This is a genomic window from Rugamonas brunnea (genome assembly GCF_014042345.1).
In the GTDB taxonomy this organism is placed as follows: Bacteria; Pseudomonadota; Gammaproteobacteria; order Burkholderiales; family Burkholderiaceae_D; genus Rugamonas; species Rugamonas brunnea.
On sequence record NZ_JACEZT010000011.1, the window covers coordinates 122,957 to 138,464 of the forward strand.

The following is a 15,508-nucleotide window of genomic DNA, read 5'->3' on the forward strand; positions in this document are numbered from 1 at the left end:
GACAGACGGAGGCGAGCATGGACTTCGCACGCGGCGCATCGGCGGCCAGCCTGGCCAAGGCCGGCATGAGCGTCCTGACATTGGGCCTGATCTTGACTCTGCCCCTGAGCCTGGCTGGCTGCGGCGGAGGCTGCGCCGACGGCAGCGCTGGCAACCAGCCCGATTAAGGGGGCGCAAGTTGATATAAAGATGCACTCAGGCCATTGCCATGAAGTAATAGGTTAAGTTATGCTTAAGAGAAATTTTTTGGCCGTCCGCGGCTGCGGGACCAGGCCTTGGCATGCCAAGCACATGTCCGGCCGGCCCTCATGAGATTATGGCAAAAACCACATCGCCCTTCGGCATCGATCACGCACCCGGCGCCGCCGGCCCGGCGGCACGCCGCGTCACGTCCTATGACGTGGCGCTGCTGGCCGGCGTCTCGCAGTCGGCCGTGTCGCGTTGCTTCAAGCCGGGCGCCAGCGTCTCCAAGGCCACCTATGCGCGTGTGATGAAGGCGGCCGCCAGTCTCGACTACATCCCCAACGCCGCCGCCCGCAGCCTGATCACGCGGCGCAGCAACATGGTCGCCGTACTGATCAGCAACACCTCCAATCTGCACTATCCGGAAGTCCTGTCGGCCCTGAGCCAGCAGATCGCCCGGCACGGCAAGCGGGTGCTGCTGTTTTCGCTGGTCCAGGAATCGGACGTGGGCCGCACGCTGGCCGACGTATGGCAATACCAGGTGGACGGCGCCATTTCCGTAGCCAGCCTCAGCGATGACCAGGTGGTGGAGTTCCGTCGCCGCGGCGTGCCGCTGGTGCTGCTGAACCGGCGCACACCGGGCCAGGTGGCCCACACGGTGACCTGTGACCAGGTGGAGGCGGCGCGCGCCCTGGTGTCGCGCCTGGCGGCCGCCGGTCACCGGCAATTCGCCCTGATCGAGGGACCGACCGACTCCATTATTTCCCAGGAACGCAGGCGCGGCGCATGGCAGCGGCTGACAGAACTGGGCTTGCCCGCCCCGCTCGTGGTGACGGGCCAATACGACTACGCCAGCGGGGGCACCGGCTTGCGCGACGCGATCCGCCTGCTGGGCCGGGTGCCGGACGCCGTGATTTGCGCCAGCGACGTGATGGCCATCGGTTGCCTCGATTGTGCGCGCCACGAACTGGGCCTCGCCGTGCCCGGCCAGCTTTCAGTGGCTGGTTTTGATGCGGTGGAACCGTCGAACTGGCTCAGCTACAACCTCACCACGCTGCGCCAGCCGATGGAGCAAATGGCGGCTGCTGCCGCCGACCTGCTGGTGGCCCAGATCGATGGCCGCCCCACGGATGCTCACCCGCGCCTGTTCAGCGCGCAGTTCATTGAAGGCGCCACCGCCCGCCTCGCCCCGTTGCCGCCGGACATGCTGGCGGCCTGACAATGCGCGCTGGCCCAGGCTGGCAGGCCATGGGGCGCCGCTGCGGTCAGCCCAGCTTAGGATTGACCGTGGGACGGCGCCGGAAACAGATCAGGCCCAGCCCGACGGCCGCCATCGCGAACGCGTCCGGTTCCGGCACCGGCGACACGTCCACGCTCAACGTGCCCGAGTAGTTGCCGCCACGGTTGTCCAGCAGCGTACGACCCAGAACGTCGAAACCATAATGGCCGGCCATCAACGGCGCGTACAAGCCGAAACCGCCGCTGCCAAAGCTGCCGGCGAGGCTGGTGCGCGACTGGTCGTCGTTGATCTTGAACCAGCTAATGTTCTGGACCGCCAGATTGGTTTGCACGTGACCGCCAATGTTGCTGTTGCCTTCAGTGTAAGTGCCAGCCAGCCAGGCTTGCGTGCCCGCATCGACATTAAACAAGTATTCATCCGTGAAGCCAGCGGTCGAGGTGGCATAGTTGTGGCCGAAGGTGGCGTAGCCGCTGCTCAGGTCCAGCGTGGTGGCCGCAGCCGATGCGGCCGTGGCGGTAAACAGTCCCGCCAAGAGCAAGCCCGCCGCGGCGCGAAGGGCAAAAGTCGGAGTTTTCATAGATCGTGCGTCAAGATGAACGGTGTGGCTGCGCGATATGCCCTCTCAACAGGCGAGAAAACATGACAAATCGCTACTTGGTGAAAGTATAACATATTCTTACGATAACATTGCATTACTATTTATCATGCCGCATTAATAATCTTGCATCAATGTCAGCCCGGCGCTGCGGCACACCCCAGGCATGCAGCCGGCGACCGTTATAATGCGCACGATGAACGACACCAACGCTCCCCGCTTCACGCCACAGGGCATCTCCCCAACGCCGCAACAGACGGCGATCCAGCTGGCCCAGAACAAAATCGTGCTGGTCGACGCCAACGCCGGCGCGGCCAAGACCACCACGCTGGCCCTCCGCATCGGCGAGGCCCTGGCGCGCAAGCTGGCCCCCGAACAGATCCTGGCGCTGACTTTCACACCCGAGGCGCGCGACGTGATGCGCCAGCGTCTGCGCGAGGTGGGCATCCCGCATGCGACGGCATCGCGCATCGCCGTCATGACCTTCGAGGATTTCGCCACCCAGTTGCTGGCGCGCAGCGACATTGATGACGTCAAGCCCTGCCCCCAGCTGCGGCAATTGCGGAAATATGCACTGCAAGCGGTTGAGCGCGTGGGTGAACGGTATGCCGGCCACGTGGAGGGCCTCGATTTGCGCACGCACAATATCGCGCTCAGCCAGTTCCTCGACGTCCAGCTCAGCCTGAAGACGACCATGGCGCTGGAAGCGGACGTGGAATTCATGGGGGTGGAGGAAGCGGCCGACCTGCTCAACGTGCCCGTCACGGACTACCTGCTCACCACGGAATACGAGCGGCTGCGCCTGGGCAGTGGCGAGGGCGCGCAATTTCGCGGCCCGTTCGACGCCACCTACGACCTGGCGTGCGCGCTGGGCGCGGACGGCGTGGGGGAAGACCTGCCGGCCTACCGGGTGGTGGTCTGCGATGAGCTCCACGACCTGAACGAAGCCGCGTTCCGCATCCTCAACGCCCTGATCGCCCAGCCGCAATGCTTCTTCGTCGGCGCGGGCGACAAGGATCAGGTGATCCACGCCAAGCTGGGCGCCAGCGACAGCTTCCTGAACCGCCGCTTCAAGGAAGCCTATCCGCAACTGGTGCGCTATCCGCTCACCTACAGCTACCGGCATGGCCCGCACCTGGCATACGCCATGGCCGAATTCAAGCACAAGCCGGTCGAATCGCGCCTGCCCTTGCACACGGAAATCCGCCAGGCCCACTATGTGGAAGGCGCCGCCGGCTGCGCCGACAAGGTGGTGGCCGCCATCACCCAATGGAAGCGCGATGGCTTGCCGCTCGATGGCTGCGCCGTGCTGATCCGCGACCGCCACCAATCGATCGCCATCGAAAACGCGCTGATGCAGGCCAGTATCGGCTACCGCACACCGGAAATGGCCGGCTATCTGCAACGCGACGAGATCCTGTTCTTGCGCGGCATGATCGCCATCGCACTCAAGGACCTGGCCGCCGTCAAATCCTATGAAGTGCGCACCGCGATCGTGGAGGCGCTGGCCATCTTTGCCGAACTCGACCTGTCTCCGCAGAAAATGGAACAGGCCAAGTACACCATCGGCAAGGACCCGCAGGTCCTCGGCGATTTCTTCAGCGCCTACATCGACCGCGAGCAGCAGGGCTCGGCCCAGCGCCTGGTCACGGACACGGTCGCCTACCTGAACAGCGTGGGGCCCGATGCCGACGCGGCCGAGGTGCTGCGCGCCGTGTGCGAACGCATGGCGCTGGAAACGGCGGCCAAACGCATCTTCGTGCGCCCGTATGACGCCAGCGTGGTGGCACGCTCGGTGGCCGGTTTTGTGGACGCGGCCGCCCGCTCGGGCCAGACGCTGGTTGCGTTCTGGCGCGCGCTTAACGCCGGCGAAGCGTTCGCCAGCCGCAAACGCGAACGCGACTTCGTGCTGATCGAGTGCGTGGCCAATGCCAAGGGCAAGGAATTTGCCCACGTCATCCTGCCGTTCCTGGAGACGGGCGAGTTCCCCCAGCCCTTGTGCGAGCGGCGCGAGGAGGAAAACCTGTTTTACGTGGCGGCCACGCGCGCCAAAGCGCGCCTGACCCTGCTTTCACCCGAGGACGCGGATCGGCGCAGCCCCTTCATCGCGCAGATGAAACTGGCCGGCAGTGCGGCCGCCGCCGACGCGGCCCTGCTGCGCAACGAAGCGCCGCCGGCCGCCGTACCCACGCGCCATTACCTGACCGCCACCTTCCATGAGAAGGAACAGGTCAAGGCGCTCGGCGCCGAATACGACTTGACGCGGCGCGCCTGGTTCGTGCCGCCGGGACGCGACTTGCAACCGTTCGCGCGCTGGCTCAAGCGCTAGCGGAAATTGGCCAGCCGCGTCACAAAGGTGTAGTCGGACTCGACCATCATCATGCCGCTCAGCACCAGCAAGCACAGTGGCGGCAGCAGGATGGCGCCGATCAGCGCCAGCCGTTCCCAACGCAGGTGCATAAACACGGCCACGATCAGGCCCGCCTTGGCCATCATCAGCGCCAGGATCAACGTCCACCGCACATAACCGGTGAAGTGGAACACATCGACCAGGTAAGAAAACGTGCTGAGCACGAACAGCAGCAGCCATACCTTCAGGTACAGGCCGATCGGATGCTGCTGGCTATCGGGTGTCTCCATGATGCTCCTACCACAGGTAAAACAAGGCGAAAATGAATACCCACACCAGATCGACGAAGTGCCAGTACAGGCCGGCGATTTCCACCACATCGTAGTTGCCGCTGCGTTCATAGCGGCCGCGCCAGACGCGGCGCGCGATCGTGCACAGGTAGGCGACGCCGGCCGACACGTGCAGGCCGTGGAAGCCCGTGATCATGAAGAAGCACGCGCCGAACTGCGCCGCGCCCATGGGATTGCCCCACGGCCGCACGCCTTTCATGATCAGTTCCGTCCATTCGAAGGCCTGCATGCCGACGAAGGTCGCGCCGAACGCGGCCGTCAGCAGCATCAGGGCCGCGCAGCGCGCCCGGTCGCGCCGGTAGGCGTAGTTGACGGCCATGGCCATCGTGCCGCTGCTGCTGATGAGAATGAACGTCATGATGGCGATCAGCAGCAGCGGGAAGGTGGTGTGGCCGATGGTCAACGCGAACACCTGGCTGGGGTTGGGCCAGGCGGCCGTGGCGGCGATGCGCACCGACATGTAGCCGGTCAGGAAGCTGCCAAAGATGAAGGTGTCGCTGAGCAGAAAGATCCACATCATCGCCTTACCCCAGGGCACGTGGAACGCCGCCTTGTCGCCGGACCAGTCGGCCACCATGCCGCGCCAGCCTGAGCCGGCGGCCATGTCTGCTTGCGTATGCTCGTTCACAATTCACCTCGCTAACGGCGCCGTCCCGGCCTAAGGACTGCCGCAGATTGCTTGCACCACGGCGGGCGTCACCAGGAACAGCATGGCGAACATGGCCAGCCACAGCACCAGCAGGAAATGCCAGTAGCGCGCGCACAATGCGATGGCGCCGCTGGCCTGCACGGTCCGGCCGGCGCTGCCATCCACGATCAAGGGCCGCGCGGCCAGCGCGGCCGCGATCAGCCCGCCCATCACGTGCAAGCCGTGCAATCCCGTGATGAGGTAGAAGAAACTGTTGGCCGGGTTGCCCGCCACTGTGACGTCGAGCCCGGTCAAAACGCGCCACGCCCACAACTGAGCGCCCAGGAACAACACGGAGGTGCCTGCGGCCACCGCGACGGCCAGTTCAGCCGCCCGTTTCAAGCCCAGCGATGCTGCCCACGACGCCCGTTGCCATGCCACGCCGGCAACGAACAGCAGCGTGGTGCTGCACCATAGCTGCCACGGCACGACAGGCAACGGCAGCCAGTCCGACGCGGCCATCCGCATCACAAAGGCGGCGCCGAACAGGAAGAACAGCATGGAAACCACGCCGATCAGTACCCACAGGCCGACGCGCCGCACGGCTTGCTGGTCCGGTCCCGGCCATGCCGCCGCATCGGGCAACGGAGGGAGCATGGTCGTCATGTCGGCACCTCCCCATCCGGCCGCACGGGTGCAGGAGCGGCGATATCTTCCGGCGCGTCCGCCGCCTCGGGGCCGCAGTTCTGGGCGATATAGTCGCTCGCGCCGTCCTGGTGGCCGTAATCATAGGCGCCACGGTAGACGATGGGTACCGCGGGTCCCCAGTTGCCGTGACGGGGCGGCGTGTCCGGCGTCTGCCATTCCAGGCTGGCCGCGCGCCACGGATTGCCATCGGCCACCTTGCCGTGGCGCGCACTCCACAGCAGATTGAACACGAACAGCAATTGCAGCGCACCCACCAACAGCGCCACCACGGTGATGAAGGCGTTCAGCGACTGGGCCGACGGCGGGACGAACGCGTAATTCTCGTACGCGTAGTAGCGGCGCGGCATGCCGAGGATGCCCAGGTAGTGCATGGGGAAGAAGATCAGGTAGGCGCCGATGAACGTCCCCCAGAAGTGCAGCCGCGCCAACGCCTCGTTGAACATGCGTCCGCTCACCTTCGGATACCAGTGGTAGATGCCACCGAACACGGCCAGCACCGGCGACACGCCCATTACCATGTGGAAGTGGGCAACGACGAAATAGGTGTTCGACAAGGGAATGTCGACGCTCACGTTGCCCAGGAACAGGCCCGTCAGCCCGCCGATCAGGAAGGTGCTGATGAAGCCGATGGCGAACAGCATCGGCACGGTCAGGTGGATGTCGCCCCGCCACAGCGTCAGCGTCCAGTTGTAGACCTTGAGCGCGGTGGGAATGGCAATGATCAGCGTGGTGGTGGCGAAGAAGAAGCCGAAATACGGATGCATGCCGCTCACGTACATGTGGTGGGCCCACACGACGAAGCTCAGCCCGCCGATGGCGACGATGGCCCACACCATCATGCGGTAGCCGAAGATGCATTTGCGCGCGTGTACGCTGATCAGGTCGGAAATGATGCCGAACGCGGGCAGCGCCACGATGTACACCTCGGGGTGGCCGAAGAACCAGAACAGGTGCTGGAACAGCAAGGGGCTGCCGCCCTGGTGCGCCAGGTGCTGGCCCATGGAGACGATGGCGGGCATGAAGAAACTGGTGCCCAATGTCTTATCGAGCAACATCATCACCCCCGACACGAACAGGGCCGGAAATGCCAGCAGCGCCAGGATGGTGGCGACGAATATGCCCCACACGGTCAGCGGCATGCGCATCAGCGTCATGCCTTGCGTGCGCGCCTGCAGCACGGTGGTCACGTAGTTGAGCCCGCCCATGGTGGCGGCCACGATGAACACCAGCAACGAGATCAGCATCACGACGATGCCCCACTCCACGCCCGGCGTGCCGGGCAGGATGGCCTGCGGCGGATACAGCGTCCAGCCCGCGCCCGTGGGACCGCCGGGCACGAAGAAGCTACCCAGCAGGATCAGCACGGCCAGCAGGTAGACCCAGTAGCTGAGCATGTTCAGGAACGGAAACACCATGTCGCGGGCGCCCAGCATCAACGGGATCAGGTAGTTGCCGAAACCGCCCAGGAACAGCGCCGTCAACAGGTAGATCACCATGATCATGCCGTGCATGGTGACGAACTGGTAATAGCGCGGCGCGTCGATGAAGGCGAAACGGCCCGGAAAGCCGAGCTGCAGCCGCATCAGGTCCGACAACATCATCCCCACCAGGCCGACGACGATGGCCGTGGCGGTGTACTGGATGGCGATCACCTTGTGGTCCTGGCTCCACACATAGCGGGTCCAGAAACTGTGGGGCCCGTGTTCGCTGCCGTATGCCATGCTGTCCTCCCTGCTTCTCACCGGCCGCTAGTGCGCCGCCGGCCCGCCCAGTGACTTGATATAGGCCAGCAACGCGTCAAGGTCCGCGTCGCTGAACTGCTGCTGCGGCATGACGGGCGCAAAACCGCGCACCACGCGCGCCTTCGGGTCCGTGATCGATTGTTTCAGATAGGCTTCGTCCACCTTCACCGTCGCGCTATCGGTCATCGTCTCCATCCGACCGTACAGGCCTTTCCAGCTCGGTCCCACGCCGGCGCTGCCGTCGGCGCTGTGGCAAGCCACACAGCCGCGCGACTGCGCCAGCAGGCGTCCCTGGTGAACCGGATCGACAGCGGCGGCGGCAGGGGTGGCCGTCCCGCCTCCGCCCGTCACCGACGCCGCGGCCCGGGCAGCGAAGACGGGCTGCACGGCGAGCCATGTGGCGTAAGCCTCGGCGCTGTCCACCACCACGTAGCTGCGCATGTTGAAGTGGCCGATGCCGCACAACTGCGCGCACATCACTTCGAATTTGCCCGCCTTGGTCGGCGTGAACCAGAACGACGTCACCATGCCCGGCACCATATTCATGCGCGTGCGGAACTGGGGCACGAAGAAGTCGTGCAGCACATCCTGCGACCGCAGCATCACCTTCACGGGCCGGTTGATGGGAATGTGGATTTCCTGGCCCTGCACCAGCACATCATCCTGGCCATCCGGATCGTCCGGGTTGATGCCGAAGGGATTGGCGGCGCTCATGTAGCGCACGTCGGTCAGGCCGAGCTTGCCGTCCTTGCCCGGCAGCCGGTAATGCCATTGCCATTGCTGTCCCAGCACCTCGAACACCATGGCGTCGGCCGGCGGATGGATCAGCTTCGCGTACACGGACAGGCCCGGCGCGAGCAACGCGACGATGCCCACCGTCGTCAGGCCGACCAGCCACGCTTCCAGCGCCTTGTTGCCATGTTCGCTGGCCGCGCGCACGCCGTCGCGGTGACGGAAGCGCCAGACGACATAAGCCAGAAACAGGTTGATGAGGACGAACGCGGCCGCCGTGATGAACAGCGTGAGCATCAACGCGTCGTCCATCTGCTGCCAGTTGGAGGCGACGGGGGTCTGCCACCAGGGGCTCGCCAGGTGGAACCCCACGGCGCCCGCCACGATCAAGATCAACACCCAGGGGAGCGCCATATCAGCATCCCAGCACAGCATCCCAGCACGCCCTCGCGGCGGCCCGATGAATACGCCCCGGCACGCCGCCACCCGGCGGCGCTGCGCCGTCATGCTAGCGAGCCTGGTCAGGCCGCTCCAGTTTCAAATAAATGTAGGCCGCCGACATCCCGAACACGATGTGGCCGATGGCGGTGGACCAGCCCCGCAGCTCGCGGAACCACGTGAACGCGCCGGACATGCCGTAGAAGTCGAGCACATACAGCAGCAGGCCGAACACCGCACCCGCCAGCAACGCCATGCCCGTGCTGGAATCAAAGTGGAATGGCGCGATCAGCGCTGCCAACATGACGCCGAACGCCATGCCCAGCACATAGTGAACCACCAGCGCCCACGTGACGATGCCCAGGCTGTAACCGCTCGTTTGCAGCGCGTCCCAGCCCAGCACCATGGCCGCGATCATGTGCGACATCAACCACGGATCACGCCCCGTGGCGGCAGCCATGATGATTTCCAGCAGCATCAAGATACCGCCGGCGCCAAAGCCCGCCGCCGTGGCCGCCGCCCAGTCCGGCAAGCGCGCTTCCCAGCGGTGTGAATGCATATGCAGTTCCATGGCCATCTCCTCCCGGCGACAAGCACCGCGCCGCCAGACTCTCCACCTGGATGTCTATGACTCAGTCTAGATCAAAATGCCAGCCATGCAAAATACGCGGCCTCGTATCGTGCGGCAACGTCAGCGCCCGCCACCCGCATTGGCCAGCAGGTGCGCATGCTGGTCCAGGCAGGCGCCGGCGATGTGCAGACCGAGCTGCCGGTAGCTTTCGAACTGGCTCTCGTCGAAGAACTGGTCGGCTGGCGACTGGTGGGGAAAGCTGGGATGGTTGCTGCTGTAGTTCAACACGTCAACCGGCTCGCGGCGCGCCGCGCACAAGGTCGGCTTAATGTAGAGCAGCTCGCCTGCGGCCGCGCCCGAACCGTACAGGATTTCGCCGCGCGCATGCCCGCAGGCGGGCAAGCCCGGCGCATCCGCCCGCAAGGCGGCCAGGTCGATGCGGATCTCCACCCCGAAGTCGATCCGGCACTGGCGGATGGCGCGCCCCAGGTCGTCGAAGCCGCGCCGGCCATCCTCGCTGGCGTCCACCAGTACGATCAGGCGGCAGCGGCGCCGCACCAGCTCGTAGATGCCCGTGTTGTCGAAATGCCCGCCGTCGGACAGGTAGACGAACGAGGACTCATCGTTGGAATAGCCAAACAGTTCCTGCAACAGGCACAGCAAGCCAAAGCGGGGACTGGCGCGCATCCACTGCTGGCGCGCCGGATTCGGACTCCAGCGGCCGATGCGCACGTTAAGCAGCGTCATCAGGAACGCCAGCGCCGGACTGGTGGCCGCGCCCATGTTGGGGCTGGCGGCAGCACCCGACGTCGCCGCTGCCATGCCCAGCGTAAATTCGCGCGTCTCGCCATTGCTGGCCGCATACTGGCGCGTGGGCCGGTAGCCGGCCAGCACATCGTCGCCGCCGGCCAGCGCCTGGTCCGGCCGCACCAGCCGCGCCTTGGCGTTCTGCTCGGACGACACCCCCTGCGTGTGGCCCAGCGCGAAGCCCGAATACAGCGCCGTCAGTGTGAACGACGCGGCCTTGCGTTCCTGCCACGCCAGATTCTTGCCCTGCGACAGGTTGAGCGTCGTGTTGATGATGTGCAGCGGCCGCTGCACGGCGCCGCCGCTGGCCAGGCTGGACAGGGCGATATCGTCGCCGTCGTCGAAGCCCGTGAACGGCTGGGCCCGCCGATGCGGATTGCTGGCGCCCAGATAGCAGCGGATCAGGCGCGTCTTGTACATATTGTGCAGCGAGAACTTGTTGACATCGACCCGCAAGCCGAACACCAGCAACACGGCGGCCGCGCAGCCAAATGCCAGCCACAGGAACGGCAAGGGGCCGGCCTGCGCCTGCAACAGGCCGTGCAAATCATCGAGTCGCGCCGTCACGTAGGCGCCCAGTCCCGGCATGGTGCCGGCCATGTCGATATGCTGGCTCAACTCCCCGCGCGGCCCCAGCACACGCCAATCCAGCTCGGCCACGCCGGACGGCAGGGGCACGGCGGCGCGCGTCAAGCGGCCCGCGCTGATCAGCAGCAGATCGGTGAGGCTGGCCGCGACGGCCACGAATCCCAGCAGGAACAGGGCGGCCGCCAGCTTGGCGATCGTCAGCAGCCGGGGATAGCGGCGCGGATCGCCGTTGCCCTGGCGCGGCGCGAGCAGCAGGCCGATGATGCTGGCGACCCACCCCGCCCCCACAACGCCCCGCAGCCACGGCCCCGCATAACCGTAGGCCCACTGGGTGAGCGCCGGCAGGTAGAACGCGCAGCCGTTGAGCGTCAGCCAGGCGGTGCCGATGATGAGGAACCACGCGTTCATCCGGCTCCACCACTCGCGCGAGCGTTCGAAGTAATTGCGGCCCACCAGTCCGACGAAGATGGAGCCGCCCGCGCCAAACACGAGCAAGAACAGCGCCGGCCCGAACGTCAGCACGGCCGCCGCATGGGCCGGCCCCGTCTCCCAGCCCGCGCGGTCATGCACCATGGCCAATACACCCATCCCGGCGCCGATGCCGGCCGCGCCCGACGGCAGGAACACAGCCGATTCCAGCAGCGCCGCGCGCACGCCCCGCGCGCGCGCGGCCACGGGCGCATAGTGCAGCGCGTGGTACAACTTGCACAGCAACCAGCCCAGGCCCACCAGCAACAGCAAGGCAGCCGACCACAGGGCCACGGCGCGGGTGGCGGCGCGGTCGGACTGGTCCGGTCCAAACAGCCAGAAACTGCCGCTGAGCGCGGCCAGCACGCCCGGCAGCAGCACCGTCCACCACACGACCGGGGTGGTGCCGAGCCGGAACCGGGCGACGCCGGGCGGCCGTTCCAGTTCGACCATATTGGCCACTAGCACGGCGGGAAACACGCCGGCGCCCATCAGGCCGGCCAGATAGCCGAGTGCCACGGGCGGCGTATCGATCACGCCGGTCACATATAGCAGCGCCAGCCGGGGTAGCAACAACAACACGGCGAAGAAAGCCAGCACGATAATCAGGCTCAGCGTCACGTTGCGGGTCCAGATGGTGATCAGGGTCAGCGAGTCGACCGAGAACAGCCCGACCCGGGGCGTCAGGTAATTGCTGTAGCGGCGCAGCCAGCTCACCTGTTCGGGCTCCGGCGTGTGCGGCGCAGCGCCGCCGCCGCTGCCCACGCCGCCCAGCCTGGCCTGCACTTGCTCCAGCCCGGCCCGGTGTATCCAGGCGCTGAGCCAGGCGCCGATGTAGCCGCCACCGGACACGGTGGAAAGGTAATCGAACTGGCTCAGCAAGCCCCGCGCTGCCAGCGCCTGCAACACACCCAGTCCGAAGGTGGCGCTGCGGATGCCGCCGCCGGACAAGGCCAACCCCGCGCCCCGGGTGGCACGCGCATCGGCCGCCGTCTCCGCTCCCAGGCCCAGCAGCGCGTGTTCTTGCGCCTTGACCGCATCAAAATCCAGTGGCTGCTGGCTCGCCAGTCCGTCGTCCTGTGCCTCGTCCGCCATCTAACCCGCCCTCCCCGGCTGGCAATAAGCGATAGCGATACCACGCCGGCTGTCACGCCGTCTTGGCGCGGCAGTAATAGCAATGGCTTGGGCTTGCTATATTTGACACAGATCAAACAACTTCCACGTTGACATTGTTATTCTGCGTTATCGTGCAGGCATGTGCCCGCATGGCCCGGCCACCATCGCCACCAAGGAGAATCCGCCACCGTGTCCATCGCCGCGTCCCCTGCCGTGTCCGCCGCCGCGCCTCCTCCACCGGCGCCCGCCCACAAAGCCGCCATGGCCGCTGACGCCGCCGCCAGCGCCGTGCTGCTGGCCGTCGCCGCCGACACCCCGGACGCCGCGCTAGCCCGCCTGCAAAGCCAGCCCGGCGGCCTGACGGCCCAGCAAGCCCAGGAGCGCTTGCTGCAACACGGCCCCAACGTGGTGGCGCACGCCACGCGGCGCGGCATCGTGGTGCGCTTCTTGAAACTGCTGGCCAGCCCGCTCTCGCTGTTGCTGCTGGGCCTGGCGGCCATCAATTTCGCCACCGGCGAAGCCTGGGGTGGTGGCCTGATCGCCGTCATGGTGGTGCTATCGTCGCTGCTGGCGTTCGTGCAGGAGCACCGCTCCAACCAGGCGGCGGAAAAGCTGCGCGCCATGGTGCGCACCACCGTCAGCGTCTTGCGCCCCGAAAAGAACAACGGTGGCGAAGGCGGCACCAGCCAGGCCGTCGATGTGCCGCTGGAGCAGATCGTCCCCGGCGACGTGGTGCAATTGTCGGTGGGCGCCATCGTGCCGGCCGACGTGCGCATCCTGGCCTGCCGCGACCTGTTCGTGAGCCAGGCGGCACTGACGGGCGAATCCATGCCGGTGGAAAAGCTGGCGCAGGCCGTGCCGGCCACCGTGCCGCCGCTGGAATTGGCCAACGTCGCCTTTATGGGCTGCAATGTGCTCAGCGGCAGCGCCACGGCGCTGGTGGTGGCCACCGGCGCGCGCACCTGCTTTGGCCAGATCGCCGATGAGCTGGCCGGCGCCCGCGAACTGACCAGCTTCGACCTGGGCGTCAACAAATTCGTGTGGCTGATGATACGGGTGATGCTGGTGATGGTGCCGCTGGTGTTCCTGATCAACGGCTACAGCAAGGGCGACTGGTTGCAGGCGCTGCTGTTCGCGGTGGCCGTGGCCGTGGGCCTCGCGCCGGAGATGCTGCCGATGATCGTCACCATCAACCTGGCCAAGGGCGCGCTAGCCATGTCGGACAAACAGGTGATCGTCAAGCGCCTGAACGCGATCCAGAACGTGGGCGCGATGGATGTGCTGTGCACCGACAAAACCGGCACCCTGACCCAGGACCGCGTGATCCTGGAAAAGCACGTCGACATCGACGGCGTCGATTCTTCCCGTGTGACCGAATACGCCTACCTCAACAGTTTCTACCAGACCGGCCTGAAAAACCTGCTCGACGTGGCCGTGCTCAAGTACGTGGACGTGCATGAACACCTGCAAGCCGACACCGCCTTCCGCAAGGTCGACGAGCTGCCCTTCGACTTCGAGCGGCGCCGCATGTCTGTCATCGTGCAGCGCGCCGACGGCAGCCGGGTCCTGATCTGCAAAGGTGCTGTCGAGGAAGTGATGAGCGTGTGCACCCAGGCAGAGCGCCAGGGCGCGGTGATCTCACTACAGGAACATCACGGCGCCACGCTGGACCGCGTGGTGCAGCAATTGAATGAGGACGGTTTCCGCGTGATCGCCGTGGCCTGCCGCGAACTGGCGCCCGACGAGCACACCTTCGACAACCGCGCCGAGGCCGCTCTGACGCTGGTCGGCTACATCGCCTTCCTCGACCCGCCCAAGGACAGCGCGGCCGACGCCATCCGCGCGCTCAAGCATTACGGCGTGGCCGTCAAGGTGCTCACCGGCGACAACGAAGCGGTGACGCGCAACGTCTGCCGCCACGTGGGCCTGCCGGTCCAGGACGTGCTGCGCGGCGCCGACATCGACGCGCTCGACGATGCCGCGCTGGCCGCGCGGGCCGAGCACGCGTCGCTGTTCGTCAAGCTGAATCCGCAGCAGAAGGCACGCGTAATCCGCGCCCTCCAGGCGAAGGGCCATGTGATCGGCTACCTCGGCGACGGCATCAACGACGGCGCGGCGCTGAAGACGGCCGACGTCGGCATTTCCGTCGACAGCGCGGTCGATATCGCCAAGGAGTCGGCCGACATCATCCTGCTGCAAAAGAACCTGCTGGCGCTCAAGGACGGCGTGGTGGAAGGCCGCAAGGTGTTCGGCAACATCAGCAAATATATCCGCATGAGCGCCAGCTCCAACTTCGGCAACATGCTCAGCGTGCTGGGCGCCAGCGTGCTGCTGCCGTTCCTGCCGATGGCGCCGGTGCAGATCCTGTTCAACAACCTGCTGTACGACGTGTCGCAAACGACGCTGGCCAGCGACCATGTGGACGCCGAATACCTGAAGCGGCCGCGCCGCTGGGACATCGCCAACATCGGCCGCGCCATGCTCAGCCTCGGCCCGCTCAGTTCGCTGTTCGACTACCTCACCTTCGCCGCGCTGTGGTTCGCCTGCGGCGCGGCCGGCAACCCGGCCCTGTTCCAGACCGGCTGGTTCCTGGAATCGCTGCTATCGCAAACGCTGGTGGTGCACGTGCTGCGCACGGCCCGCATTCCATTCGTGCAAAGCCGCCCCAGCCTGCCGCTGCTGATGACCACCTCCGGCATCTGCCTGCTGGGCCTGTGGCTGCCATCCTCGCCGCTGGGGCCGGCGCTGGGCTTCGTGGCCATGCCGGGCCGCTACTGGATGCTGCTGCCCCTGATCCTGACCGGCTACCTGGGGCTGACCCAGGCCATCAAGAGCTGGCTCAGCCGTCGTTTCGGCATGCGTTAGCTGGGTGCCGCTGTCGCGTTTGAATTGTTGGCAATTTGATTTGGATCAATCATTTTTTAGAGCCGTATCACTACCATCAATATTGCCGTGTGCGCCAACGGGCAGCACGCTTACCCACCAGGAGTCA

General features: G+C 65.9%; 12 protein-coding genes. 4 read left to right on the forward strand and 8 right to left on the reverse strand.

The window, feature by feature from the left end; translation table 11 throughout:
• The first annotated feature begins 17 nt into the window (after window positions 1-17).
• Window positions 18-167, forward strand: a complete 150-nt coding sequence (locus H3H37_RS17100; protein ID WP_182164674.1) for a hypothetical protein — start codon at window positions 18-20, stop codon at window positions 165-167.
• Between the two features lie 149 nt (window positions 168-316).
• On the forward strand, window positions 317-1,402 hold the full coding sequence (locus H3H37_RS17105; RefSeq protein WP_182164676.1) for a LacI family DNA-binding transcriptional regulator: 1,086 nt from the start codon (window positions 317-319) through the stop codon (window positions 1,400-1,402).
• A gap of 46 nt (window positions 1,403-1,448) precedes the next feature.
• Here H3H37_RS17105 and H3H37_RS17110 read toward each other — a convergent pair whose 3' ends face one another.
• Entirely contained in the window at window positions 1,449-1,955 is a 507-nt protein-coding gene (locus H3H37_RS17110; protein WP_182164678.1) for an FxDxF family PEP-CTERM protein, read from the reverse strand.
• Window positions 1,956-2,205: 250 nt separating this feature from the next.
• Between H3H37_RS17110 and H3H37_RS17115 the strand changes: the two genes are divergently transcribed.
• A complete protein-coding gene (locus tag H3H37_RS17115) occupies window positions 2,206-4,347 on the forward strand; it encodes an ATP-dependent helicase (protein ID WP_311197527.1) in 2,142 nt (713 codons plus the stop codon).
• Here the strand turns inward: H3H37_RS17115 and H3H37_RS17120 are convergent.
• From H3H37_RS17120 to H3H37_RS17150, 7 genes are all read right to left on the reverse strand, one after another.
• Complete coding sequence (locus tag H3H37_RS17120; protein WP_182164680.1) at window positions 4,344-4,658, reverse strand: cytochrome C oxidase subunit IV family protein; 315 nt, start codon at window positions 4,656-4,658, stop codon at window positions 4,344-4,346. The genes H3H37_RS17115 and H3H37_RS17120 overlap by 4 nt on opposite strands.
• Before the next feature lie 7 nt (window positions 4,659-4,665).
• Complete coding sequence (locus H3H37_RS17125; RefSeq protein WP_182164824.1) at window positions 4,666-5,322, reverse strand: heme-copper oxidase subunit III family protein; 657 nt, start codon at window positions 5,320-5,322, stop codon at window positions 4,666-4,668.
• A gap of 54 nt (window positions 5,323-5,376) precedes the next feature.
• Window positions 5,377-6,012: a cytochrome c oxidase subunit 3 gene (locus tag H3H37_RS17130; RefSeq protein WP_229218891.1), complete on the reverse strand. Its 636-nt coding sequence runs from the start codon at window positions 6,010-6,012 to the stop codon at window positions 5,377-5,379.
• The gene (locus tag H3H37_RS17135) at window positions 6,009-7,775 is read right to left on the reverse strand and encodes a cytochrome c oxidase subunit I (protein WP_182164682.1); all 1,767 of its coding nucleotides are present in this window, start codon (window positions 7,773-7,775) and stop codon (window positions 6,009-6,011) included. Before H3H37_RS17135 ends, H3H37_RS17130 begins: the two co-directional genes overlap by 4 nt.
• 27 nt (window positions 7,776-7,802) lie before the next feature.
• On the reverse strand, window positions 7,803-8,942 hold the full coding sequence (locus H3H37_RS17140) for a cytochrome c oxidase subunit II (protein WP_182164684.1): 1,140 nt from the start codon (window positions 8,940-8,942) through the stop codon (window positions 7,803-7,805).
• Between the two features lie 94 nt (window positions 8,943-9,036).
• Window positions 9,037-9,537 (reverse strand): hypothetical protein, encoded by a 501-nt coding sequence (locus tag H3H37_RS17145; protein WP_182164686.1) that lies wholly within the window; start codon window positions 9,535-9,537, stop codon window positions 9,037-9,039.
• Between the two features lie 120 nt (window positions 9,538-9,657).
• Window positions 9,658-12,495, reverse strand: a complete 2,838-nt coding sequence (locus H3H37_RS17150; protein WP_182164688.1) for a patatin-like phospholipase family protein — start codon at window positions 12,493-12,495, stop codon at window positions 9,658-9,660.
• Between the two features lie 282 nt (window positions 12,496-12,777).
• Between H3H37_RS17150 and mgtA the strand changes: the two genes are divergently transcribed.
• Window positions 12,778-15,381, forward strand: coding sequence for a magnesium-translocating P-type ATPase (gene mgtA, locus H3H37_RS17155; RefSeq protein WP_182164827.1), 2,604 nt, complete (start codon window positions 12,778-12,780; stop codon window positions 15,379-15,381).
• Window positions 15,382-15,508: the final 127 nt, after the last annotated feature.